Annotated in this window: 27 protein-coding genes; 5 read left to right on the forward strand and 22 right to left on the reverse strand. The window is 41.3% G+C overall.

Annotated elements, in window-relative coordinates; translation table 11 throughout:
- Positions 1 to 82: 82 nt before the first annotated feature.
- Positions 83 to 547, forward strand: a complete 465-nt coding sequence (locus DCO44_RS13535; RefSeq protein WP_116762760.1) for an Lrp/AsnC ligand binding domain-containing protein — start codon at positions 83 to 85, stop codon at positions 545 to 547.
- A 112-nt stretch (positions 548 to 659) separates the two neighbouring features.
- The gene (locus DCO44_RS13540; protein WP_116762762.1) at positions 660 to 1,403 is read left to right on the forward strand and encodes a sporulation protein; all 744 of its coding nucleotides are present in this window, start codon (positions 660 to 662) and stop codon (positions 1,401 to 1,403) included.
- Between the two features lie 60 nt (positions 1,404 to 1,463).
- On the opposite strand, the gene DCO44_RS13545 is transcribed toward DCO44_RS13540, so the two are convergent.
- Positions 1,464 to 2,108: an HAD-IA family hydrolase gene (locus tag DCO44_RS13545; protein WP_116762765.1), complete on the reverse strand. Its 645-nt coding sequence runs from the start codon at positions 2,106 to 2,108 to the stop codon at positions 1,464 to 1,466.
- An 82-nt stretch (positions 2,109 to 2,190) separates the two neighbouring features.
- Between DCO44_RS13545 and DCO44_RS13550 the strand changes: the two genes are divergently transcribed.
- Entirely contained in the window at positions 2,191 to 2,958 is a 768-nt protein-coding gene (locus tag DCO44_RS13550; protein WP_116762768.1) for a hydroxymethylpyrimidine/phosphomethylpyrimidine kinase, read from the forward strand.
- Positions 2,959 to 3,012: 54 nt separating this feature from the next.
- On the opposite strand, the gene DCO44_RS13555 is transcribed toward DCO44_RS13550, so the two are convergent.
- The 8 genes from DCO44_RS13555 to rpe form a co-directional block, all read right to left on the reverse strand.
- Positions 3,013 to 3,666, reverse strand: a complete 654-nt coding sequence (locus DCO44_RS13555; RefSeq protein WP_116762770.1) for a nuclease-related domain-containing protein — start codon at positions 3,664 to 3,666, stop codon at positions 3,013 to 3,015.
- A 36-nt stretch (positions 3,667 to 3,702) separates the two neighbouring features.
- Positions 3,703 to 4,185, reverse strand: coding sequence for a methylated-DNA--[protein]-cysteine S-methyltransferase (locus DCO44_RS13560; RefSeq protein ID WP_116762772.1), 483 nt, complete (start codon positions 4,183 to 4,185; stop codon positions 3,703 to 3,705).
- Positions 4,186 to 4,225: 40 nt separating this feature from the next.
- Positions 4,226 to 4,543 carry a DMT family transporter gene (locus tag DCO44_RS13565; RefSeq protein WP_016167297.1) on the reverse strand — a complete coding sequence of 106 codons (318 nt, stop codon included), beginning with the start codon at positions 4,541 to 4,543 and terminating at the stop codon, positions 4,226 to 4,228.
- Between the two features lie 253 nt (positions 4,544 to 4,796).
- The gene (locus DCO44_RS13570) at positions 4,797 to 5,804 is read right to left on the reverse strand and encodes a copper resistance protein B (RefSeq protein ID WP_116762774.1); all 1,008 of its coding nucleotides are present in this window, start codon (positions 5,802 to 5,804) and stop codon (positions 4,797 to 4,799) included.
- Complete coding sequence (locus tag DCO44_RS13575; RefSeq protein WP_116762776.1) at positions 5,791 to 6,102, reverse strand: hypothetical protein; 312 nt, start codon at positions 6,100 to 6,102, stop codon at positions 5,791 to 5,793. Before DCO44_RS13575 ends, DCO44_RS13570 begins: the two co-directional genes overlap by 14 nt.
- Complete coding sequence (locus DCO44_RS13580) at positions 6,089 to 7,954, reverse strand: copper resistance system multicopper oxidase (protein WP_116762778.1); 1,866 nt, start codon at positions 7,952 to 7,954, stop codon at positions 6,089 to 6,091. Before DCO44_RS13580 ends, DCO44_RS13575 begins: the two co-directional genes overlap by 14 nt.
- 49 nt (positions 7,955 to 8,003) lie before the next feature.
- Positions 8,004 to 8,459 carry a hypothetical protein gene (locus DCO44_RS13585; protein ID WP_133243161.1) on the reverse strand — a complete coding sequence of 152 codons (456 nt, stop codon included), beginning with the start codon at positions 8,457 to 8,459 and terminating at the stop codon, positions 8,004 to 8,006.
- A 381-nt stretch (positions 8,460 to 8,840) separates the two neighbouring features.
- Positions 8,841 to 9,527, reverse strand: coding sequence for a ribulose-phosphate 3-epimerase (gene rpe / locus DCO44_RS13590; protein WP_116762782.1), 687 nt, complete (start codon positions 9,525 to 9,527; stop codon positions 8,841 to 8,843).
- A 156-nt stretch (positions 9,528 to 9,683) separates the two neighbouring features.
- On the opposite strand from rpe, the gene DCO44_RS13595 reads away from it, so the two are divergent.
- On the forward strand, positions 9,684 to 9,959 hold the full coding sequence (locus DCO44_RS13595; protein WP_116762784.1) for a DUF2218 domain-containing protein: 276 nt from the start codon (positions 9,684 to 9,686) through the stop codon (positions 9,957 to 9,959).
- A gap of 16 nt (positions 9,960 to 9,975) precedes the next feature.
- Here DCO44_RS13595 and fghA read toward each other — a convergent pair whose 3' ends face one another.
- The 7 genes from fghA to DCO44_RS13630 form a co-directional block, all read right to left on the reverse strand.
- Positions 9,976 to 10,812 (reverse strand): S-formylglutathione hydrolase, encoded by an 837-nt coding sequence (gene fghA / locus DCO44_RS13600; protein ID WP_116762786.1) that lies wholly within the window; start codon positions 10,810 to 10,812, stop codon positions 9,976 to 9,978.
- Between the two features lie 13 nt (positions 10,813 to 10,825).
- A complete protein-coding gene (locus tag DCO44_RS13605) occupies positions 10,826 to 12,235 on the reverse strand; it encodes a C13 family peptidase (RefSeq protein ID WP_116762788.1) in 1,410 nt (469 codons plus the stop codon).
- A 117-nt stretch (positions 12,236 to 12,352) separates the two neighbouring features.
- Positions 12,353 to 13,165: a class I SAM-dependent methyltransferase gene (locus DCO44_RS13610; protein WP_165815721.1), complete on the reverse strand. Its 813-nt coding sequence runs from the start codon at positions 13,163 to 13,165 to the stop codon at positions 12,353 to 12,355.
- Positions 13,165 to 13,986: an undecaprenyl-diphosphate phosphatase gene (locus tag DCO44_RS13615; RefSeq protein ID WP_116762790.1), complete on the reverse strand. Its 822-nt coding sequence runs from the start codon at positions 13,984 to 13,986 to the stop codon at positions 13,165 to 13,167. The genes DCO44_RS13610 and DCO44_RS13615 overlap by 1 nt, the downstream gene beginning before the upstream one ends.
- 8 nt (positions 13,987 to 13,994) lie before the next feature.
- Positions 13,995 to 14,663, reverse strand: coding sequence for a tRNA (adenosine(37)-N6)-threonylcarbamoyltransferase complex dimerization subunit type 1 TsaB (gene tsaB / locus DCO44_RS13620; protein ID WP_116762792.1), 669 nt, complete (start codon positions 14,661 to 14,663; stop codon positions 13,995 to 13,997).
- A 133-nt stretch (positions 14,664 to 14,796) separates the two neighbouring features.
- A complete protein-coding gene (locus tag DCO44_RS13625) occupies positions 14,797 to 15,327 on the reverse strand; it encodes a gamma carbonic anhydrase family protein (RefSeq protein WP_116762794.1) in 531 nt (176 codons plus the stop codon).
- 2 nt (positions 15,328 to 15,329) lie between these two features.
- Positions 15,330 to 15,959, reverse strand: a complete 630-nt coding sequence (locus DCO44_RS13630) for an NUDIX hydrolase (protein ID WP_116762796.1) — start codon at positions 15,957 to 15,959, stop codon at positions 15,330 to 15,332.
- 122 nt (positions 15,960 to 16,081) lie between these two features.
- Between DCO44_RS13630 and DCO44_RS13635 the strand changes: the two genes are divergently transcribed.
- Positions 16,082 to 16,630, forward strand: a complete 549-nt coding sequence (locus DCO44_RS13635) for an NUDIX hydrolase (RefSeq protein WP_116762798.1) — start codon at positions 16,082 to 16,084, stop codon at positions 16,628 to 16,630.
- Positions 16,631 to 16,700: 70 nt separating this feature from the next.
- Here the strand turns inward: DCO44_RS13635 and DCO44_RS13640 are convergent, their stop codons facing one another.
- The 6 genes from DCO44_RS13640 to DCO44_RS13665 form a co-directional block, all read right to left on the reverse strand.
- The gene (locus tag DCO44_RS13640; RefSeq protein ID WP_116762800.1) at positions 16,701 to 18,629 is read right to left on the reverse strand and encodes a hypothetical protein; all 1,929 of its coding nucleotides are present in this window, start codon (positions 18,627 to 18,629) and stop codon (positions 16,701 to 16,703) included.
- A gap of 22 nt (positions 18,630 to 18,651) precedes the next feature.
- The gene (filE, locus tag DCO44_RS13645) at positions 18,652 to 20,013 is read right to left on the reverse strand and encodes a putative pilus assembly protein FilE (RefSeq protein ID WP_165815722.1); all 1,362 of its coding nucleotides are present in this window, start codon (positions 20,011 to 20,013) and stop codon (positions 18,652 to 18,654) included.
- Between the two features lie 32 nt (positions 20,014 to 20,045).
- Positions 20,046 to 21,710, reverse strand: coding sequence for an OmpP1/FadL family transporter (locus DCO44_RS13650; protein WP_116762804.1), 1,665 nt, complete (start codon positions 21,708 to 21,710; stop codon positions 20,046 to 20,048).
- A gap of 12 nt (positions 21,711 to 21,722) precedes the next feature.
- Positions 21,723 to 22,817 (reverse strand): hypothetical protein, encoded by a 1,095-nt coding sequence (locus tag DCO44_RS13655; protein WP_116762806.1) that lies wholly within the window; start codon positions 22,815 to 22,817, stop codon positions 21,723 to 21,725.
- 41 nt (positions 22,818 to 22,858) lie between these two features.
- A complete protein-coding gene (locus DCO44_RS13660) occupies positions 22,859 to 23,692 on the reverse strand; it encodes a C39 family peptidase (RefSeq protein WP_116762808.1) in 834 nt (277 codons plus the stop codon).
- Between the two features lie 199 nt (positions 23,693 to 23,891).
- Complete coding sequence (locus tag DCO44_RS13665) at positions 23,892 to 24,881, reverse strand: DUF6160 family protein (RefSeq protein WP_116762810.1); 990 nt, start codon at positions 24,879 to 24,881, stop codon at positions 23,892 to 23,894.
- Positions 24,882 to 24,958: the final 77 nt, after the last annotated feature.

A 24,958-nucleotide genomic window follows, 5' to 3' on the forward strand; every position in this document is an offset into this window, starting at 1 on the left:
GAATTTGACTGATTTAATAGGTATAGTTGAGATATATTCATGCCAATTTCACTAAATAAAGGCTAAAAATAGGGAAAAACTTATGCGTAAATTAGACCGTGTAGATCGCCTGATTTTGGATATTCTGCAAATAGAAGGACGGATTGCGATTAGTGAATTGGCTTCTCGGGTCAATTTATCCACCACGCCTTGTTCAGAACGAGTCAAACGACTCGAGCGTGATGGCATTATTACGGGCTATCACGCGCGGCTTAATCCTGCGCTGGTCGACCGAAATTTACTGGTGTTTTTAGAGATTAAACTCTCTGCCAAGTCAGGCGATGTGTTTGACCAAGTGGCACGTGATTTGGTCGAAATTCCTGAGGTTTTGGAATGTCACTTAATCTCAGGCGAATTCGATTATCTGGTCAAAGCACGCTTAAAAGAAATGAGTGCTTACCGTCGCTTACTGGGGGATTTACTCAAAAAACTCCCCTCATCTGCTTCATCGCATAGCTATATTGTGATGGAAGAAATTAAAGAAACTTTATATTTAGATATGCGCTAAGCCTCGCCTAAATTATGCTAATCTCGAGCAGCTTTATTTTAGAAATCACTTATTTTTCATTTTCTAATTTTTCTTAATTTTCATATCTTTCTTTTTTAGGAATTTTTGCATCATGTTGAATAAACTCATGTCGAGCCTAGGTCTACAAGGCATTCAGGTAGACACCCGCATACACAACAGCCAATTACAAGCAGGTCAAGTCCTGAATGGAGAAGTAATTTTTACTGGTGCTTCTTCCAATAAACATATCAATGGCATCTATTTAAAATTAATGACCACAGCCGAAGTCGAATCGAATGACTCAGAATACAACACCAATTTAACGATTGCGGAATGGCATATTAGTGGTGCATTTGAATTACAAGCCAACCAGACCCACAGCTTCCCGTTTTCAATTCAATTGCCTTTTGAAACGCCTTTGACCGATCTGGCTTGCCACAGCAATAAAACCCGTGTTTGGTTACATACTCATTTAGATGTCGATTGGGGACTCGATGCCACCGATAAAGACTATCTACAGATCACCCCGACGCCTACCATGCACAGCTTTCTTCAAGCCATGCAACAATGTGGTTTTCACTTGGTGACTGCCGATGTTGAAAAAGGGCAACTTCGTGGCAATGGGTTTTACTCGACCCTTGGCTGTTATCAAGAGCTAGAGTTTAAACCTGCGCAGTTCTTTAGCGGCATCAATGAAATTGAAGTGTCCTTTGTGGCAGAGCAACATCAAACACACGTGTTACTAGAAGTAGATCGTAAATTTAGAGGGGATGGCTTTAAAAGTTTTAGCATTCCACATCAACATGCCAATCCCGCAGTTTTAGCCAATGAAATTCGCAGAACATTAGGCATATAAAACCAAGCACCTTACTTTTCAACAAGGGAAAGTAAGGTGCTTAAATGGATCAATGATTGATTAAATCAGATTCAGCAAATCGGCAAAACGTTGAATTCGAGCCTTGGGTTGAGCTGCATCAAGTTCAGCCATCGAGCCATAGCCATATTCCACGGCAATGGTTTCAATGCCATTGCTACGTGCGCCGAAAATATCATGCTCACGGTCACCCACCATCAAACACTCTTCGGCTTGAAGCTGCTCTTGTTCTAGAATATAAGCAATTAACTCCCCTTTATTGGTTCGTTCACCATTCAGTTCACTGCCATAAGGGTATTCAAAATACTGTAATAAATCAAAATGATCTAAAATCTGACGTGCGTAAACTTCGGGTTTTGCCGTTGCCAAAAACAAGCGATAACCTTTGTTTTTTAATGTCGCTAAAGTGTGTGCAACATCTTCAAACACATGATTTTCAAATAAACCTGTGACCGAGAAACGCTCGCGATAACCCAATAAGGCTTGATCCGCCAACACATCATGGGGGTCAACATTTAAAATTTTAGCCAAAGATGCTTTCAGTGGTGGACCAATAATCCAGTCAATATTCTCTGACTCAGGAATCAGGTGTCCCACTTTTGCCAAACCATAACGTGCAGAAGTGGTAATCCCGACTTTGGGATCTGTCAGTGTTCCATCTAAATCAATCAAGATATTCTTAATCATTGTCCAACCCAATAAATTACGCTCGAGACTTCGCTCAAAGTTGCCTATACTATCGCAAATCTCATGAATGAAGGAAATGTACATGCGCCCGACTGTACTGTGCTTTTCGGGTTTAGACCCTTCTGGCGGTGCTGGCTTACAAGCGGATATTGAAGCGATTGGTCAAAGTGGTGCGCATGCCGCAATTGCATGTACCGCACTGACCATTCAAAACTCACAACAAGTCTTTGGCTTTGAAGCAACCTCCAAAGAATTACTTTTGGCCCAAGCACATGCCGTAGTCGGTGATCTACCGATTCAGTGTGTGAAATCTGGGATGCTCGGTACCACCGACAATATTGCCGCTTTGGCTGAATTTTTACGTGAACATCCAGAATATCGTTATGTACTTGACCCAGTGTTGGTTGCGAATAGCGGTGGTTCTTTAGGGGATCAAGAAACACTGGTCAAAGCTTTTGTCGAACTCATTCCATTGGCCACTATTCTTACCCCAAATACAGTTGAATTACGTGCTTTAACGGGCGAACAGGACTTGGAAGCGGCCACACAGAAATTGTTTGCGATGGGGGCAAAAGCAGTTTTGGTGAAAGGCGGGCATGAAGATACCGCCGACTATATTCGCAATGCCTTATATATCGATGGTGAGTTTGTGGCTGAAAGTCATTGCCCACGTTTGGCAGGTGAATATCATGGTTCAGGCTGTTCACTCGCGAGCTTTATTGCAGGTCGTCTCGCGATGGGCGATGAGTTAAAAATTGCGGTGCAACATGCAGAAACATGGTTATTTGGCGTATTAAAACAAGCCGAAACACCTGTTCCGAATGGACAGAAAATTCCAAAACGTTTCTAAGTTTTCGCTTTCATTTATAAACCCACAGCTCTTGCTTGAACTGTGGGTTTATTTTTATTCACTGTGTTTGATCTTTAAATTTTCAATATGTTGACGATTGGTTTTCCACGACTTTTCGAGTACTTCTTTTTCAATCCGCAATTGAATACGTTTCAACTTCATCGGTGGAATCGTAACTTCTTGAAAATTTTTCACATAATCCGTCCAACCCGCTCCACGAAAAACATGCTGTGGCATCTGGGTTTTAAATTCACAATCAGGCATAAATACCACTAGTGAATGAATGAACTGAGGCTCAACAATATCCGATAACACAGCTTCTAACACCTTTTGGTGTTTATAGTTTTGATGTAATGGATTTTGAAACTTAAAACTCTTTTTATAAATTTTCTGTGTCCACATTTTTTGATGCTGACTGCCAAAAATCCAGCCTTTATAATTTTTAGTTTCAATCACAAAAATACCAAAAGGACTCAGCAAAATATGATCAATTTGGGTGGTCTGGTTTTGCTCATCTGGCAAAGTACAATCATTAAGTAGCGTATAACGATCTTGATCTAAATAAAGTTTGGCATGGGCTGCAACGGCAAATTCCCCCATTTTTCCTTTTAAATAAGGTTTAAATGCTTTGATGATGCCTATAACGATAAATAGCAATAATATCCACCAAAATGTGGACAAGAGCGGTGCGAAAATCTGTGCAATCATTTTGACTAGTTATTTTCAAGAATTAAGTCATCAAGTTTATTGAAGTTTTTCTATTTTTAAAAGAATCTCTTTATTACTTAAACCACCTGCAAAACCCACCAATTTACCGCTTGAACCAATCACCCGATGGCACGGCGCAATAATGGAAATTGGATTTTTACCATTGGCTGCTCCCACGGCACGTACCGCTTTGGGATTGCCCAATTGTTCTGCAATGTCTTTATAACTGCGAGTTTCACCAAAAGGAATATTGAGTAAAGCTTGCCAAACCTGCTTTTGAAATTCTGTTCCTTCAAAATCTAAAGGCAGGTCAAACTGCTGACGTGTACCTGCAAAATATTGCATGAGCTGTTGTTGTGTTTGCAGCAAAATTGGATGATCGCACTGTTCGACCAATTCCGCCAATCGTACGCGTTTAGGATTTTCATTTTCCCAAAGTACTGCAACCAACGCGGTATCATGCGCAACTAATTTTAACTGTCCAACAGGAGAAGCCATATACATAAATGCAAGTTTCATTGTCTGCTCCTGCGGTCTTTAGAAATAAATAGAGGACTGATTATGAAGATGAAAGCTTCATCAATACAAGCCCTGAAATAATTAAGATGGCGGCAAGCATCCGCATAGCCGTCGCAGGCTCACCTAAAATAAAAATACCTACCAGAAAAGAGCCGATTGCACCAATCCCCGTCCAAATCGTATATGCCGTTCCCAAGGGTAAAGTGCGCATCGCATACGCCAATAATGCAAAGCTTAAAATCATAAAAATGAGGGTGATAATACTCGGACCAATTCGGGTAAAGCCTTCTGACAGCTTCATGGAATATGCCCATACAATTTCAAAAATACCCGCAAAAATAAGTACAATCCAAGCCATGACAACCTCCAAATTTGAATCAAAAATCAGGTCGTCCTGAGGAATTTTCTTGGTGCATCTTTTAAAATTTAAGCACCAAGGGAGGTCGTTCCTCCTTATAATTACGCTCAATTATACTAAATGCCGCGCTTTTATGGTGCGAAACTGTCATGCAATAACATTAAATACACCTATAAAAAATAAGGCTTTAAAACCGAAGTTTTAAAGCCTTATGAATTTATTAAACTGAATAAAACGTGAGTAAACTCAGATCTTAGAACTTAAAACGAATACCTGCACCATAGAGCCAGCCTTTTTCAGAGCCACTCTCGGTCTGCCAAGGTGTTGCATCGTTACCTTTTGAATATTCATACGCAATGTCAATATAAGGCATGACCTTTTTACTGATTTCATAACGGGTTTCCAAACCTGCTGTCACATTACTCAAGCCTGTTTTTTGGGCATATTTAGAATCATCACTAAACACAAGATCTACATCTAGATAGGGTTGGAAAATAAGCTTTTGTGTCAACAACAAGTCTCGCTCTGTTTCCAGACTCAAGCCTGAATAATGATCTTCACCTACATACACATAGGCATCTGTTTCAAAGAAATACGGCGCCAAACCATGTAAACCAATTACGGCATCCCATTTTTCTTCCGTATCTTTACGGTGCTGATCTAACTCAACTTTTTCGACACGGTAACGTGTACCCATTTGCACATCCCAAAAGTCTGAAATCATTCGGCTATAAAGTGCCTTAACCTCATATTCAGCCGCATGTGACTCATGCTTATCTAAGTGCGCTTTAATAAAAAGTTTATTTTCATCCGTACCAATACGGGTTTCAAATTCGGATTTTAAAGTGCCTGTCCCCCCTTCATCAATCAACCACTTATTATCAAAAGTATTGACCATATAAACCTGCGCACCGTGTTCTGCACGATGATCATGCCCTGAGTGCTTGTTTTCAGATGGTTCTTCTTTCCCCTGAATTTGTTGATGGTGTGAATGATCGGTTGATTGTGATGCTTGTACTGGTTTGACCGAATCAGGAGTTGGGGGCATGCTAGGAGATGCCATCGGTTGCATACTGGAATGATGCATACTCGGCATATTATGCTGCATTTCAGAATGATCCATTTCGGCCTGCTGACCCTGTGATTCGCTTTGCTGTTGATGCACGGTATGGTCTTGCTGTGCTTGTGCTAAGGTCAACTGACTCAGCAACAACAAAGAACCCGCCAGAACAGTCTGTGGAAATACATTAATGCTGCGCATGTTGATCTCCCTGTGCCTGCTGTTCAGTATTCGCTTTTTCAGTTTTAGCGTCGCGAGATTCTTGTTTTGAAGATGGTTCTTTCGAACTGACGGGCATTGTCATCTGCTGCATATTGGCATGATCCATATTGTGCATCTGATGCTGCATTTGAGAATGATCCATCTCAGCGTGATGACCCTTTGATTCAGTCATGGACTGATGTGCAGCATGTGCCTGTTGTTCTTGTGCGAAAGCCACTTGGCTCAATACTAATGAACTAAGGAGAACCATTTTTGGTAATAAATTAGTGATTTGCATGTTGCTCTCCTTGTTGTTCCGTATTTGAATTTTGAACTTTAGATTGGCTCGCTTCTGATAGAGGTGTGGTTGATACTTTGCCATCAGTCACATTGGCAACAATTAATTTATTCATCATGCCTGCGCTCATGTGATACAGCAAATGACAATGAATCGCCCATTCACCGAGTTCATCCGCAGTTAATAATACCGTCACAGTTTTTGCAGGTGGAACCACAATGGTGTGTTTATTCGGCATATCAACCGCTGCTTGCCCATTTTCCAATTGCATAAACATGCCATGTAAATGCATCGGGTGCGCCATCATGCTGTCATTAATAAATTTAATGCGAATACGTTCGCCATACTTCACTTTCAGTGGCTCAGCATCACTAAATTTTTTCCCGTTGATGGTCCATATATAGCGTTCCATGGTGCCGCCCAAGCGAATCACCAGTTCACTGCTTGCTTCACGGGTATCTGGCTGTGGGGTTAATGATTTTAAATCACTATATTGCAAAGCCTTATCACCTGTGGGTGTAGAAGCATTTGCCCAACCTTCAACCACAGTATTTTTCTGAGTTGATGTTATCTTTTGATGCTGTGAATGATTCGTTTCTGACATTTCAGTATGATTCATCTTTGAATGATCCATACCTTGCATCTCTGCATGATTCATTTTCGAGTGATCCATATCTTGCATCTCTACATGATTCATCTTCGAGTGATCCATGCCTTGCATTTCTGTATGATTCATCTTCGAATGATCCATACCAGAAGATTGATCACCACTGCCATGTCCCATGTCTGCCATATTCAACAAGGCACGCGGTCGAGCTTGTGGTATCTGTATAGCAGGCTTCACAGGAGCAAGTTCATTCTGCAAGGTCCCAATGGCAAAACCAGAACGATCTATAGATTCAGCCTCAATTTGATAATCCGCTTGTTTTGGCTCAACAATTACATCGTAGGTTTCCGCAGTTCCAATCCTAAATTCATCGACATTCACAGGCTGAACAGGTTGACCATCCGCACTGACCACCGTCATTTTTAAATTTGGAATCCGCACATCAAAAAAGGACATGGCAGAGGCATTAATAATGCGTAAACGGACTTTTTCATTTGGCTTAAACATGCCTGTCCAGTTTTGTTCAGGCGTTTTACCATTGACCAAAAAGGTATAGCCCGTCACATCGGACAGATCCGTTTTCAGCATCCGCATCTGGTTCCACATGGAACGGTCAGACCATGTAGATTTGAGTCCATCACGTTGAATTTGCTGCCATACACTCCCCAAAGTTTCGCGTTGGTTTTGATAATATTCGGCAGAAATTTTTAAATTTTTCTGGATTTGGTCACTTTTTTGTTCATGAAAATCCGACAGCATGACCACATAATCACGCTCAGTTTTTTCATGCTTTGCTAAAGGTTGCTTATTTTTTGGGTAAATGACCAGAGCGCCATATAAACCATCTTGTTCCTGTCCTTTGGAATGGGCGTGATACCAATAAGTTCCATTCTGGCGGACTTTAAAACGGTAGACAAAATCTTGATTGGGTTTAATGCCTGTAAACCCATTAAAGCCAGGTACACCATCCATCAAACCAGGCAACAACAAACCATGCCAATGTAGGGATGAATCCTGATTTTTTAAATTATTATGTACGTGAATGACTGCATCATCACCTTCTTCAAATTCAAGTAATGGCGCTATAAACTTGCCATTCACGGTAATACGTTTGAGTGGTTTTCCAGTAACATTGACCAAACCTTCATCAATGGTCAGGTGATATTCCCTAACCGCAGCCAACGTCCAAGAAGATGAAAATATACATAGCCCAATCAAAAGGCTTTGACGAAATAAAATAGACATGACTTAACCTTTATTCGAAATTAATAAAAATTTTGCTTTTTGAATAAAGTTAAGCTTTGGGAGGGCGTAAAATTTCTTGCCAATAACCAATCAAATGCTGAGCCGTATAACGGCTATGTAGATTGGTTAATGTATCTGGATGAAAATATTGAAGCGGATCAGTGACAGCCGTATCAAGCCAGACGCTTAAGGTCTGGCAATGTAATTGAGCACAGTCGGCACATTGTTTGCCTGCACTACCATGTAAACCACTTTCGCAATGATTCTTTTGAGCATCCATATTATGCTGCTGATGCTGTACGGCTGCTGTTGCTGAGTGACAATCAGATTGTGTCTTATACTCATGTTCAGGAACAACAACTATAACTTGTTGCACATCCGCCATTTGCTGTTGCAGCATTTTGGCATGCATCGGCATTGTGGATGCAAACACTAGACTACTCCACCCCATGACAAAAGCCATGAAGCAAACAAACCAAGACTGTCTGCGGAGAGTCGTTGACACTTTAAGATTCCTAAATGAGGACGGTCATTACAGCAAAATGCATATATACAGCATACTCAAGAAATGAGTGAGACACAATTTTTTCTCATTCTTCACTCACAATGACCGTTCTATTCATTAAAAAATTTCACTCATCTTTGTTATTTTTTAATCTGTATGCTTTTTAAGCTGAGCTGAATAAAGCAGCTATTTTTTCAAGGCTTAATAACAATAAAAAAGAGCACAAATGTGCTCTTTTTATACATATAAAGTCTAATCTATAAACACTTGATGCGAAATTGTTTATTGTTTAAACGAGTTATCCATATGGTTATCTACATAGATATCTACAAGCTTACCCACAAAGTTATCCACAACTTGCACAACTTTTATTGATAAGACTTAAACTGTAACTGAACCGACTTTGGTAAGTTCATCACGCATTTCATCAATCACAGCTTTATAATCAGGTTTACCAAAAATGGCTGAACCTGCGACAAACATATCCGCACCTGCTTCTGCAATTGCACGAATGTTGGCTGGACCCACACCACCATCGACTTCTAAACGAATATCACGACCTGAGGCATCAATAATCTTGCGCGCTTGACGTAATTTTTCCAAAGTCATTGGAATAAATTTTTGTCCGCCAAAACCTGGGTTTACGCTCATCAATAAGATTTGATCGACTTTGTCCAAAACATAGTCAAGATAATGTAAAGGTGTTGCTGGGTTAAAGACTAAACCTGCTTTAGCGCCGCCTGCTTTAATCAACTGTAAAGAACGATCAATATGGTCAGTGGCTTCTGGATGGAACGTAATAATATCTGCCCCTGCCTCCAAGAAATCACCAATCATACGGTCTACAGGAGAAACCATTAAATGCACATCAATCGGCGCTTTAATGCCATAGTTTTTTAATGCCTTACATATCCCTGCACCGAAGGTTAAATTCGGCACATAGTGATTATCCATCACATCAAAATGCACCACGTCAGCGCCTGCTTCTAATACTTTTTCAACATCTTCACCTAGACGTGCAAAATCAGCAGATAAAATAGAAGGTGCAATTAAATAAGGCTTGGACATGGATTAACCTGGCTGTTCATTAATTTAATGGCATCATTATAGCAAACTGCGACCGAGGTCTGTGACATTTCATTTTTGCAACATTGCGTTGCAGTGATACGCTATGCAAGCTTGCTAGATTTGTTATGGTAAAGTTCCAACCTCATGATGAAAAAAATGAAAAGCTCGAGCCAAATTGCCACACTAGAATCTGCCCGTATTGCCAAACGTTTATATAATCACTGGAAACATAAATTTGAAGTGAAAGAAATTGAACAGCAATTTGAGATTATTATGCCTGAAGCACAGGTCAGCCTTGTGCCACAAGCAGAATACTTAGCGGTTGAAATTACTGCGTCCGCAGAAAAAATGGATCACTTGGAAAAAGTGGTGCTGGATCATTTAAGCCGTATGGCACAGCAAGAATTCGAAACGGAATGGCAGCGGAGTTAAACTCCGCCCATTTGGATTAAGATTCAAGTTGGACGGCATGGAATTGTAGATGATCATCCATAAAACTTTGAATAAAATAATAACCATGATCATAGCCTGCATGCTCACGTAAGGTCAGAGCTTGCCCGACTTGCGCACAGGCTTGTTGGAATAATGCAGGATTTAACTGGCTATAAAATTGATCATCCAAACCTTGATCAATCAATATCTCATTAAATAAAGCACCTTTTTCGCCCACCAATACTGTCGCATCGTGCTGCTTCCAAACCACTTGATCCTTACCTAAATAGTTTGAAAATGCTTTTTCTCCCCAAGGGCATAGGCTTGGTGCACAGATAGGTGCAAATGCTGAAACTGATTTAAATTTTTCAGGATATTTAAATGCTAAAGTTAATGCACCGTGCCCACCCATTGAATGCCCAAAAATACCAATACGGTTTTGCTGAATCGGGAATTGTTCCGACACTAGATCATAAAGCTCATGAACAATGAAGCTTTCCATTTGATAATGTTCAGCCCATGGTGCTTGTGTCGCATTGATATAGAAACCCGCGCCCTGACCGACATCCCAGTGATCACCTTGCGCCACTTGCTCACCACGCGGTGAAGTGTCAGGCATAATCAGAATCAAACCTAATTGTGCTGCCATGCGTTGTGCATGTGCTTTAATGGCAAAAGTTTCTTCAGTACAGGTTAAACCCGCAAGATAAAATAAGGCAGGACAAGCCTCTCCCTCTAATGCTTGTGGAGGTAAATATACTGCAAAACGACTATCACCTTTTAGGGTTTGGGAATTAAAACGATAAATGCGTTGCTCACCATCAAAACAGCGATTTTTTTGTAATAATTCCATCTTGAATTCCTTTTTAGGGTGTATGCGCAACCGCTTGCGCTTGAACTGGTGGTGTCGTTGTTGTCGGTGGAAACAAACGCTGCTCCAATTGTGGCAGCATCAATTCCATATTTTTACCAATCGACCATTGCGGTTCAGAGGGATCAAAGCCCTGAGCACTTTCCCATTGCGCGACGGTGTCTTTGGCTTGTGCAAAAGCATCTTTCATCGAATGCTGTTCACGCATAGCCTGATCAAAGAAAGCGCGACCAAAATAGGTATAATCCGCTTCATTTGAGCAACCAAATGAAGCCCGATCGGCTGCAGAAGCCGTAATAATCAAGGTATTATCATTTTGTAATGCCGAGACAAAACTACCTGAATAACAGGCTGAAATCACAATGACGCGCCAACGAATGCCAGAGCGGTCTAACGCATCTCTTAACCATTTTGGATCAACTTGTGCCAAATCGAGTGGTGCATTTTCCATTTCAAACTGATTCTGCAAACCATGCGAGGTCATATAAAGGAAAAGCACATCACTTTCACGGTTCATCTGCTGACCAATACGCTTTAATGACAGTTCCATACTGGTTCGTGAAGCAATTGGAATTTCAGTACGTGTCGCAGGATTATTCACCAAAATCATGGAACGACCAAAGGTTCCAAAACGAGTATCAAATTGTTCACGAATGCGTTTCACCTCAGACATAAAGACATCTTGGTAACTGGCACCCGCCACCCCTAGAAAGTACCAATGTGACTGAGCAAACTCTCCATATTCAATGGCTTGTAAATTCTTATTCAGCAGTCGACTTTGGGCGTAAAAGGCATCTTCAGCAAAAGTTGGCGGGACATCTTCAACTTTCCAGATCGGTTGACTTTTCACTGACATCTGCCACACCACCAAAGTAAACAGTGTTGCCAACATAATCAGCGCACGTTCCCACCACGGCCATTTTAATTCGCGGGCAAACACCCACACCACAGCCAGACTTTGCCAGACAAACAGCACCATAAAAATGGTCGGCAAATAATCATAAAAAGCATAAGGCAAGATATCAATCATGCCCAAATATTGGATAAAACTTTGTAACAGTGCGATATGGGTATCTAAAACCAACCACAATAAAGCAGGAACCAACATTAAACGTGGATTATTTACCCGTTGGGACAGGAAAATACCGACAATCAGTGCAATGAAAGGCCATAGCGCATAACTGACCAAACCTTGCGAGTTAAACTCACCGACTTCACCTGCACTGAGCCAACTAAATAAGGTATTGGCACAACCGCCTAATATCCCCCAGAAAATCAACTGTAAAATTGAAGGATGGACAATTTGTAATGCACGTCGTGAACCCAAAAACAGCCACAATCCCGCCATTTGGTTGCTTTTAAAATCGTGCCAAAAATTAATGGAGGGCTTAAAATCAATCTTCATAAGGTTTTCAGGTGGCTAGTGCTACTCGCTTCATTGCATAGCTAGTTTATGCTTGATCGGGTTTTTATCAATATTATTTTTAACTATATAACAAATCTTTGCCCAATATTGAAGCAATTATCCTAAGGTCTGATGATCAAGCTGAAAGTACGCATCAAAACGGCAAGCATCCCCTTGCCATTGCGTATCGGGTTGCTGCTCATTCAAAAATACCGCCAAACGAGGTCGTTTGACCACTACACGTTTTGCAATCTGTTGAGCTAGAGGCAACAGTTGATCCCCCAAATCCATTTCGCCATGCTCTGGTAGAAGTAAATGCAGCAATTGCATCTGCTTTTTGACCTGAGCTTGCTTTTTAATGGCTTGTTGATTCTGATCACGTTGCGGGAACATTGGATCTAAATACACCACATCACTGTGCTGCTGTTGCTCTGCACATTGCTTTAAATAATCTGCTGAATCCGAAAAAACCAAATGAATCCGTGCTGCAATCGGGGCAAGATAAGAATCGGTCAATGCTTGCTGTCGCGTATCTTCTAGCAGCGTAAATAAAATCGGGTGCCGTTCCACCAAAGTAACCGTTGCACCCAGTGCAGCCAACAATAAACTGTCGTGCCCTAAACCCGCAGTCGCATCAATTAAACGTGGTTTTTCCGCCAACTGACAAGCACGGGCAATCATTTCTGATTTGAGCGATGCACGTTTTAAACGCGGAATTTCTGCCTGCCAGTCGGGCTGCATTTTCATGCCATTGGCACATAACCAAAGCCCTTGTTCATCGACACACAAGGCCAATTCAGGGTTCAAACGTAAAAAACGAGCATTCAGTTTTTCAATTAATTCAAGCTGAACCTCAACACCGCGTGATCCAAGCACAGCCGCATAGTGCTGTGCCTGAACTTGAAACTGAGGTTCTGTAAATAAATGCATTACCAAGTGACCCAACCTGTCCACCAAGTTGCCAAAATAAATAGACCAAAGCCAATACGGTAATACGCAAATGCAGTGAAGTCGTGTTTAGATACATAACGAATCAAGGCACGAATGACGATAAGTGCAGAAATAAATGCCACAATAATCCCAACAGCCAAAACAGCCATATCATTACTGTGCAAATCAGCTCGCATTTTATACATATCCAGTAAACCTGCACCCATTAAAACAGGAATACCAAGGAAGAAAGAGAACTCCGCTGCTGCTTTACGCGATACACCTAAAAATAAAGAGCCAATAATGGTTGAACCCGAACGTGAAGTCCCTGGGAACAGGGCTAAACATTGAATTAGACCAATTAAAGTCGCTTGTTTATAGGTTAAATCGTCAACTTCTTGCGTTTGAATGGTGTGTGGACGGCGTTCAGCCCATAAAATAATAAAACCACCGACAATTAAAGCAATCGCAACGGTAATCGCATTAAATAAATAAGCTTTAATAACATCGCCAAAAGTTAAGCCCACAATCACAATCGGTATAGAGGCAATAATTAAGTTAATGCTTAAACGGCGACCTTGCTCTTGGCCTTTTAGACCACCAATTAAAGCGCCCCAAAGTTTACCCCAGTATTCATAAATCACGGCTGCAATCGCACCAATCTGCACGGCAACAGCAAACATATCTCTTTTTTCAATAGACCAGAAATCTAAAAGTTGACCAGCTAAGATTAAGTGCCCAGTACTTGAAATCGGTAGAAATTCAGTAATCCCCTCTACCAAGCCCATTATGGCCGCTTTAAATAATAATAAAAGATCCATATCTAACCTTAAGTTGCTTTAATTTGTTCTGGAATTTTTTTCCACGCATTATCACGTAAATACACAGGTAGGGCTTCTTCTGCCTTGACCCATTGTGCTTTGAGCGCCGCTGCACGTGCAATTTGAGCAATATCTTGTGCTGTTGCAACCACATTTTTGAATTCTAAAGCATCAGGCTGAATTAAAGCTGAACCTGAACCCACCAAGGTAAATTGAGTGATGCTGGCGGCCTGTTGATAATCTAATAATTGTTCTTCATCAACCGCCTGCATAATGCCTTGATCGTTCAGTTGAAAACTCGCGATATAGACTTCATTCATACGCGCATCAAGTACTGTCGTCACAGCCGTCAAACCATGCAGACGATAAGCAGCTTGCGCTAAAGCTTGTAAAGTTGATACAGGAATCACAGGCAAATCATGTGCCCATGCAAGTGCTTGGGTCACGGCTGCGTTAATACGCACGCCACTGAATGAACCCGGACCACGACTAAAAGCAATCGCAGTTAAATCTTCTGTCGTTACACCTAATTGAGCATAGCCCTGTTCAATCATCGGTAAAATGGTTTGCGTTTGAGCCTTTGCACGCGTATCTAATTGGAAAAACAGCTCTTGATTTTCATCTACGATAGAAACAGAACACTGTTCATTGGCTGTTTCTAATGCCAGCAATTTCATGCTCAACCTTGCTTCAACTTTATCTTAAAAAACGAGGGCTATCATACTCTACTCACTTCTTGGACGCGAGAATTTCCCCATTTAGATACAAAAAAACCAAGCATTCGCTTGGTTTAAAAAAACAACGCTTTTGTTAGAATTCAAAAACTTCCAGTTGGGTAAATTTTTTATAATGTTCAGCATAATGCAATGCACTGAGTTTTAATTTCGCTTCTACATCACTCTCTAAAGTTTTCACGACTTTACCAGGGGATCCCATCACCAACGAATTATCTGGAATCACTTTTCCTTCTGGAATTAAGGCATTTGCGCCAATAATACAATTCTTCCCAATCACCGCATTGTTTAAAATCACCGCGTTAATACCAATTAAAGAATTATCGCCTACCGTACAGCCATGTAGCATGGCTTGATGTCCAATAGTGACGTAATTTCCAATGTGCATTGGAATACCCGCATCGGTGTGCAAGACCGCATTTTCCTGTACGTTGGTAAAATCACCCAAGTGAATACGACAGTTATCTGCGCGAATCACCGCCCCAAACCAAACACTGACCTGTTGCCCCAATTCAACTTGACCAATCACGGTTGCGTTGTCCGCCACCCAACCATCAAAAGGAACATGCGTGGCTTTGGGTGCATGTCCGGCAAATTTGTACATCATGTTCAATTACGTCCTTTGGTTTTGAGTAATGCCTGCTGGGCATAGAATAATGGCGAATTTAATAAAAAAGGCCATTCTTTTTGATAATTCAATCCATATTGAAACAGTGAAATGAGCATTCTTGCCGTGAGCCCCCACACAATTTCATCTTCAACCTGCATGCTTGGAAAATACAGCGATTGTTGTGCATAACGGACTTCATGTGGCGTTGGCGGTGCTTCCATTAAATTTTGTAGAGAAGCAAAAAATATTCGATCAATTTCTGAAGGCTGAGCGATCAGTTCAACCTGAGGTGGAATAAGCCCAACAATCGGTTTGACCAACATACCATTGCGGGCTTTTTGCATGGGTAAATCCCCGAGCAAGCGTACATCAAACGGGTTTAAAGCTGTTTCTTCTTGGGCTTCTCTCAGCGCAACCACAATATTACTGGTGTCTTGCGGATCTCGTTTGCCTCCAGGAAAAGACACTTCACCTGCATGATTGGACAAGTACACTGAACGGCGGGTTAAGAGCACTTTGGGGTCAGCTTCATCAGTAATCGCAATTAACACGGCAGCTTCAGCTTCTCGCTTTCGGGTCGAAAATCTTAAATGCTGTTGTAACACATGTGTTAATGAACGATTATCCATATCACTCACCTCTATTCTTCTTCATTTCATCATAGCTGAATTTTGATCGGATTGGAGAGAATAGATGTCAAACTTGTTTTTTTCAGTTATGCTGAGTGGCAACTTTATCATTGATGATGAATATGGACTTCTGCGGAAATTGTGGACATAAAACGACTGAAAAAATTCCACTTGGCGATCATCAATTACGTCGCGTTTGTACAGAATGTGGTCATATTCATTATGTAAATCCCAAAGTTATTTGTGGTGCTTTGGCACTGTGGGACAATAAAGTTTTGCTTTGCCGCCGTGCAATTGAACCGCGTTATGGTTTATGGACATTACCCGCAGGTTACATGGAACTTTTTGAAACCATGGAACAAGGTGCTGCACGTGAAACTCGTGAAGAAGCACAAGCAGAAGTCGAAATTGAACAACTTTACTGCATGTACAATATTCCACGTATTGGGCAAATTTATGTATTGTTTAAAGCCCAACTGATCAATGGAAGCTTTGGTGCGGGCGAAGAAAGTATTGAGTGCCGCCTTTTTGAAGAACATGAAATTCCGTGGACAGAATTAGCATTCCCAAGTGTAGAACAAACGCTGAAACATTATTTTGCCGATCGGAAAACCAATCAGTTTGTCACCCATTTAGAAACATTAGGTACACGCTTAGACCATACTGGCTAAACCAGTTTACCGCAGTCATAAAAAAAGCCGATTCAAACGAATCGGCTTTTTTTATTCAGAATCTCAAGATTTAGCTTTTGGCTTTAACGCTATAGCAAGGTGCTAAACTCATTTCTAAAGTTCCACCGCTCAATTTCGCTAAAGCGGTGTCATAACTTGTTTCATCGGTATTATTGGCATTATAAACCTTTTGGAAACTGGCATAACTGTTCGCCCATTTGACTGCATCGCCAGCAGAATCAGTAAAGGTGATACGTCCTGTACTTCCCGTCGATGCATTTAATAAATTCTGTAAATGAACTAAAGCGCCACCCACCACTATACTTTCACCTATAGCAGACGTTTGAATCGTTGAGTTTACCCCGACCAAAGCACCATTGACTGACTTTAATGCTTCATCGCCTAGAATCATACGAATAGAGATCGCACGATCATCAATAAATGCACGTGAGGTTGTGCCTAAGCGATATTGCTGCACACCATTACTGTCTTTCAAATTACTTCCGACAGTTAAACTACAGCTTCCTGTACTCATGTCGGTATCGGTCGCAGCAGACTTCATATTGGTTCGAATATCGCCTTTCTCATCAATCACAATACCCAGTTTTAGACTTGGCACACTGCTATCAGTGAATTTGAACGTCAAATCTGCATACAATGGGAAAATGTAATTTTCACCTGCCGAGACATTGTTACTCGATTTAAATACTTGTTTATCTAAATAGGTAATTGGATAAACTTTAAAAAGATCTAAGGAACCCTTAAACGTATCTGAGACACCATAACGCTGTTGCCATTGTCCAAGATCTTTCAAGTCCTCAGTGGTCACCGTGGTTTTTTGTGTCAATAATTTATAGAATTTTTCCTTACCCGCAATCATATAATCGTTATACAACTTGCCTTGATTGATAATCAGGTCATCAGAATTCGGGTCATCCACACCAATATAATAATTTTGATCAATCCTTTTATTCAATGGGTTAATCCAATGATTTTGTGGCAATGCCGTCATACGGGTGGGTTTATAGCTTCGTAGTAATTCGGCATTTACTCCAGCTATCGAAGTCAATCCTGATTTTGCCAAACCTCTCCATTGCAAACCGCTGCCAAACGTATAGCCTTGGCGGTCCGTCAACAACATAAAATGCCCAAACAAATGTTTGGTGGTTGTGTCATTTGCAGCACAAACGTCTTTATTACAGCCCGTTAAGCCATCCGACCCCGTTAAACTACTCATCACACTGCCAGAAGTAGAGAATAGAGAAAATTCCGGCTGATACACCGCGGCATTGCTAATATTCAATAATTGACTGACCACCGCAAAAGCTTCTGCATCTGAAATGACAGAGACATCCAGCCACGGTTTAATGATGGCGGCATACTCTCCATTCACCATCTGTTGCGCGGTCACAGAGCTGGTAATTTTATCTAGACTTTCACGGATCGAATCACTCATGTACAGCGCTTGAATATCCGTTTTATTGTTAATGCTTTTTTGCTGTAAAGCCAATGTCTGAATAATTTTGACTAAATTCATGGCGGTTTTGACTGTGGCATCACTTGGATCGAGCACGGTCGCATCGCGGTTGGTCATCCCTTTGGCAATATCTAATACCGTCAAACGTGGAATTTGATTGGTACTGACCAAAGCAATATTACTGATTGGGAAAGACCCTAAAGCAATCCGTTTATCCGCTTTACCCAATAAGAACACATTGACTTTATCACTATAATTACAGGTGCCTGTGGCAACGCCATTCTTTAAATCCATTAAAGTCACAAAGGTATTCTGTGTATCACTACTACAGGAAAAATTTAAACCATCAAAAGGATAATCCAGTGCGAACTGAATACAATTGGTCGCACCCGCAGTACAACTCCCATTCACCGTGCTGTTATTATTTTTCTCTGGAATAATATTGGCACTTTCCCCACCACAAGCAGTCAGCCCTGACATTAACGTTGAAAGTGCGATGGTTAATAAATATTTGTTTTTCATTCCTATTACTCTATTTTTCCAACTAACGAACCGCGGTCAGTTTGATTTGTCCTTGATTGCTTAACGCTTGCTCTTCAACATCCACTGCTGAAAGTAAAGGGGTCATAAAAATATATCGGGTTTGTGCAGGTAGCTGTAACATGCCGTCTATCACAGCATGGCGATATTTGTTTTCAGCACGGTCCTGATTTTTAAAACCCGTCACGCCTTCAATGACACAGCCCGATTCATCCAGAAAAGCCACAAAAGGCCAGTAATAACTCGGTTGATTTTGACTCGATGCATAAGAACTGAGTTGCACATTTTTAATACCCGTCTGCACTTCCACCACTTCATAATCAAAATGATTCTTTAACGGTTGGCGAGGCCATAAATTGACGTCTTGCTGAGCTTTGAGTAATTTTGCTTTTTGTATTTTTTTATCGCGATAACAACTTTGACCCAAGCTTTGTACCACTTGATCTTTTGCAATTGGATAATACTGGGTCGATAAAGTAATCACTGAGTTTTCAACTGGATGATGCTTCTTAAATAATCGGTCGAGTACACCTTGATTCACCCCTTTTTCACGTTCAACCACTTGCAAACGAGGTGGGCCTAACTCTTTATCGACCACACCTTCTGGCATGATGTAAAAACGTTTTTTATTTTCTAAATTAAACTCTTGCCCTTCTAAATATTCATTTTTCACATAACGATCCCCATTGATGTCTAAAAATCCATCTTGCAAGGGTTTAGAAGACATCGAACTGGTTTCTTGTTTGCTTTTTAATTGTGTGGCTTTTTCAATGGCCATATTGGTTTCAATTTTATGAAGCGCCCGCTCAACCTGTGCAGAAGTTGCTTTCTGGGTAAGAGATGATTGCGCCAAATCCACGGGGGGTGTTTGAAGCGCGGTAATTTGCTGACTGAGCTGCTCATTCGCTTGTTTTTGAATTTCGGTGGATTTTGTTATGACAGCAACTTTCGACTCAACAGACGTGACTTTTTTTGCATGATCTGCTGATGCAATGGGTTTAGGGTTATCGACTATTTTAGGTTGTACAATGACAGGATTTTTTTGTACTTCAACAAGTTGAGGTTTAGTTTTTACTTGAGATTCAACTTTTTCAACGGCAACAGTCGGTGGTACCACAACTTGTACTTTTGGTAACGGTTGAACCACTTGAACAGACGGCGCATTCCTCACTACTTTCATTTTTTCTTGTTCTGTTTTTGGCTTTGATGGTAGCTCAACCTGAGATTGAGCTTCCACTTTTGCGGTTTCAGCAGGCGCACGAGGAATCACCATTGGACGACCATCTGGCCCAATGATGGTATAAAACTCGCCCGCATTTGCGGACAGTGCCATCATCCCACATAAAACCCAAGTCGATGATGACACCCACGTAAACCGCTTAGCTGTATTGTTTTGTCTTACCATTTTGTACGATAACTCAAGCCTAAAATAGTGATATTGGTTTCGGTTTTTACATTTAAGCCCGCGTATGGGTTGAGTAAAATATTATTCACCCCAGTTTGGTTCGATAAAGTACTGGTATTGGCAGGAATACTGTCTTTACTGCGTAAATAACCAATGGATAAATCTAGGTCTGTATCGGCATCGAAGCGATAACCCACACCCAAACCAAATAATTGCGCATTATTAATAGGCACCATGGTATTTCGTTTGTCATTAGGAATGGCGCTGGTTCTTGGTTCATATCCAGCTCGTAACTTCAAACGATCAGTTGCTGAGTATTCAATCCCGATGCCATAGTTCCAAGGTGAGTCAAACTTCAAAGGCAATGACAAACTGTTGTCGGTAATATCTGGCGAAAGGAGTTTGGCAATTTTTAATGCCGAGATAGAGCGGTCAAACTCAAATTTGAACTTGTCCCATGCGCGATAATCTGTCCAACCTACATCCACATTCACTTGTAAATCAGGCAGAAGCATATATTTAATTCCCGCCTGAATATGCTGTGGATATTCAAAATCCATCGACACCAAACCAGATTCCGTCGCAGGAATACTTTGTGGAAAACCTAAAATTGCCGCAAGAATCTGCCCTGTCGGTGAAGACATCAAACCATTGATCAACTCACGTGGCGCTTTTGAGTTATCAATCGTGTATTTCCCCTTCAAACGCATTTTTGAAGCACTTTGATACACCATACCAAAGCTAAATTCGTCGGTGGGTTCCCACATGACCCCAAGGTTAAAACTCGGACTCAAGGATTGCTCCATCGCGACTTCCATCCGACCAAAACGGCCAAATGGATTCATTCCTTCTTGAGCATTACAAATCCCGAGTAATAAAATATCGGTTATCACATCCGAGTTGTCTTTAAATGGAGTACAAACCACCTCATCAATCATGCGTAACATCCCAATCATTTCATTCGGGAAACGCAAATCTGTTTTTAAGGCAAAGGCTTGATAAGACATGCCCACGGATGCACCAATGGAAAGTTCATCATTGACTTCATAGGCGATAGATGGCGACAAATAAGTAAAGCGTTCCAATGCCACCTGTTGTCCCATAAAGTTACTTGGATTGCCATTTTCTGCACCGAATCCAGCCACTAAGGGTGCATAAAATGCTGTAGCAAAAGTGGTTTTAGAACCGGGTGGTTTATATGCTGCGCCCGCCGTTGGCGCGAGCATTGGCATCCCCTCACCTAAATCGACGACTTTCTTTAAAAAAGGCACATAAAGACTGATATATTCTACATCACCATTTACAGGGCCTTTGTAATCTGTACAGATGTCTGAAGCCACTTCAGGACCATCATTACACACCAACGGGTCATCTGAATAACCAAAAACGTTATAGCCTTCAGGTACTGAATACTGACGTTTGATATTAAAGTCTGCCAGAATCCCCTGTACATCGGTTTGCAAACCTTCAATTTTCGTCAATGCCGCAGGGTTATAATGTACTGCACTTACCCCTGGAGGATCGGCTGTGACCGCATTCCCCATCGCAAGTGATCGAATATCTACTGACAAATTTTGCCCGAGTTGAGCAAAAGCCATACTTGAACAGCCCGATAAAACTATCGCTGAAACTAACGGGCTAAGTCGTACCTTGTACATGCGACTGCCCTCTTAGCTGATTTTTTTACCGAAACCTGCAATATCTAATGGGAAGGACAAACCTAAAGATACATCGGGTGCATCTTCAGTTAAGCCAATGCCTAAAGTGCCATTCACAATGGTTTCTGGTGAAACACGTACCCCCAATGAAATCGCAAAGGTTGAACTGGTTTGATCGGCTGGTGAGTAACTTTCACCCGAGGTATATGTAAATTCTGCACCCGTATTGAAACTCTGCTGGTATGACATGGTCATAGATACATCATAGTTAAATGAGTAGGCGAAACCGAATGAAAAACCTCCGCTAATGCCGGGATCAAATTCTTCAATGACTCGCGGACCACGACGCTGATCTAAACCCGATTCTTTGAAACCATAGTTGGCAGATACAGAAGCAAAAAGTACCACAGGATCAATATACTTACGTGTGCTCGCACCCACACCTGCTGAATAATAACCTTTACCTGTGGCTAAGTCGGAAGTTGGATTAATTTCATAAGGACTATCGCCTGTTTTGGTCGAGATGTTTCCAAATAAAATCAAAGGTAAACGTCCAGTTTTAAGCGGGAACGGTTCCCAACGTGTACCTAAAGAGATATCCCCTAAACCTGCGGTGGAGGTGTCTTTTAAATTGTCCGTCTTTGCAACGAGAGGTAATGAAGCCGTGAAGGTTAAATTATCGAGTACCCCATATTGCATGGTAAAAGTATTGGTTAAGGTGTGGCTGGCATTTTCCTGTACGCGTAATTGATACAGACTACCTTGTGCCATTTCTAAATCTAATTGGGTATCACGATAATAGGTATAATCCACATCATAAAATGCAGAAATATCCCCTTTTTTAATTAAAGAATATTGACGCTCGTTTGAGGTAAATACTTCTTCAAGATTGGTCTGTTTAGTCGCATCACCTTCTTGTTGCTGCAAGGCACTCGAAGCTTGTTGTGGTGGTGTGGTATTGGTTTCTACACTTGATGCAACTGCTGTTTCTTGAGTTCCAACGGTTGTTCCCTGTGTTTCAGCTGTCGTATCGGCTGCATAAGCAGTCCCCATCAAAATTTGAATACTCAGCACCAATAAAGTTTTATTCATCCATTGATTTTTCATTTCCGTCCACTCTATTCTTTTTTTATTTGCTTTAAACCGCTCTATTTGCTCTTGTAATATAGGCGTAAATGTTGATCGACATATTGGCCGTTCATCTCTGATTCTGGGTTATTATTGACAATTCTCGAGATCGTCGCCCCCCGATCCGCCAATTTTTCCATATAAAACTGAGGATATTGAATATCAACCAGTGCATAACGGTTTACTGTTGCATCCTCAACATGGCGCATATCACTATCCTGTAATGCCAATAAATTTTTACGTTGTTCTGGTGGAACACTAATTAGAAATAAGGTGTTATTTTCCCAAACTTGCTTAAAGCGTTCTTCATCAAAACTAATGTTCCCCAAAGCTGGGTCAGCCACGTAAACACGCCCATCCTTGTAAGCCTTAAACACCACAAAATGTTTAAACCCCGCATATGAGATTGGAACAATGGCTGGCTGTCCTTGCGCCACTAAATCTGAGAACTCACCTTTATAGCCCCCACTTTCTAAACCTAGTGCAGCGACAAAACGCTTCATATCCAGTAGTGAAAAGCTGCGACGCTCAATAATCCGTTCTGACTCACCGAACTTGAGTAAGCCAGTCATGGTCTGTTGTTCCGTCAACTGTGTGCCGACATAACCATTGAGCAATGTCGTTAATGCAGCAGAACCACAGCTATAGTCATAGGCTTGACGTACAATGCCACGAAATTGATCGATTAATGCAGGTTGAATTTGAACGGTTTCACGGTGCATGCGGGTAAAGGAATCTTGCCGTGAATCCAATGTTTCAGTGTAATAAACTGCCTCAGGAGGTTTTTCTTTTATTTCAAAGGCTTGCGTGGCAAAATAATACATCAATGCCGAGCCAAATGCGATCTCTAACATATTCCCTAACTTTCTGGTGTTCGGCATGACGTGCCTGAAGTTTATTATTTTTCTAGAGTAAACACTCTATACTTCCTTGTATTTTGACAACATACCTGTTTTTTCAAAAATAAACAGCTTTTTTTTACTTTTTCGATACTTTTCATAAGTTTTTTGTAAAAAAAAGCGCGTGTATTCACGCGCTTTTCTTAGAAAATGATTAGTGACCTGAAATCGTAATCACAGCACCTGGTGTGTAAACACCCATTGACGGGCTGTAATAAGTTTGTAGACCTTGTACTTCTACATCCCCAATTGACGCAGCCGCTTGGCTACCCAAATGTACACCTTTCACATAGTTATCGACTGCACCACTAGAGCTAATGATACGTAAATAGCCTTTGTTTGCACCTTCTGTACCAATCACACTGATGGATTGATTCAAGGTTAAATCCTTCGCATTTGCATCTGCAACTTTAATGCTGTCTACGAAGATTTGACCTGCTGCACGGTTACCCGTCGTACCATCACCAGTGCCTTGTTTGGTTGAGTTATCCAAAATACCAAGGTTGGTAATTTCTAGACCACCGATCATCTGTGCATTCAACTTCACCATAGCTCCTTGTGGCGCTGCACCCAATTGAATATTGGCAGACATAGGACCCGTTTTTAAAGACAGACCCGATAAAATTGCATTGTAGTTGGTATCATCTCCACCACGACGAATACTGGTTGAAGCTGCTGTTGGAAGCGCACCTGAACCTGTTACCCCAATTTCCCCAATTTTAATATCTAAACCAGAAACCTGAGCACCAATGTTCAGGAATGCACCGCCTGTTCCTGTTGTGCCTGCATCAGTATCAATGGTTAAGTCTGCAAGGTTACGTGAAGCAAGTAAGTATGCACCAGCATTATCGTAGTTGGCACCAATCACAATACCGTTGGTTTCATTGGCATCACCTGTTTTGCCATTGCCCTTAATCACGATTGCACCCGCGGTTGAAGTACCACCCAATGCTGTTGTTGCCAAACCATCATTGTCGTGAATGAATAATTTTTCAATTTCAACCTTAGAAATGCCAATTCCGATATTTAAACCATCTTGACCCGTTGTCGCGCTTAATGAAGCATCGTCCATTGCTTGCATAGCCATCGCATTCGCGCTAATAGCCATTGAAGAAACTAAAACAAGTTTAGTTAATTTTTTCATGTTCCACTCTCCCAAGAGTATTCTTTTTCTTTAATGTCAACCACTCGATGCATCTGTTGTTTTATTTGTTTTTCGAC

Origin of the sequence: Acinetobacter sp. AM (assembly GCF_003105055.1) — a bacterium.
In the GTDB taxonomy this organism is placed as follows: Bacteria; Pseudomonadota; Gammaproteobacteria; order Pseudomonadales; family Moraxellaceae; genus Acinetobacter; species Acinetobacter tibetensis.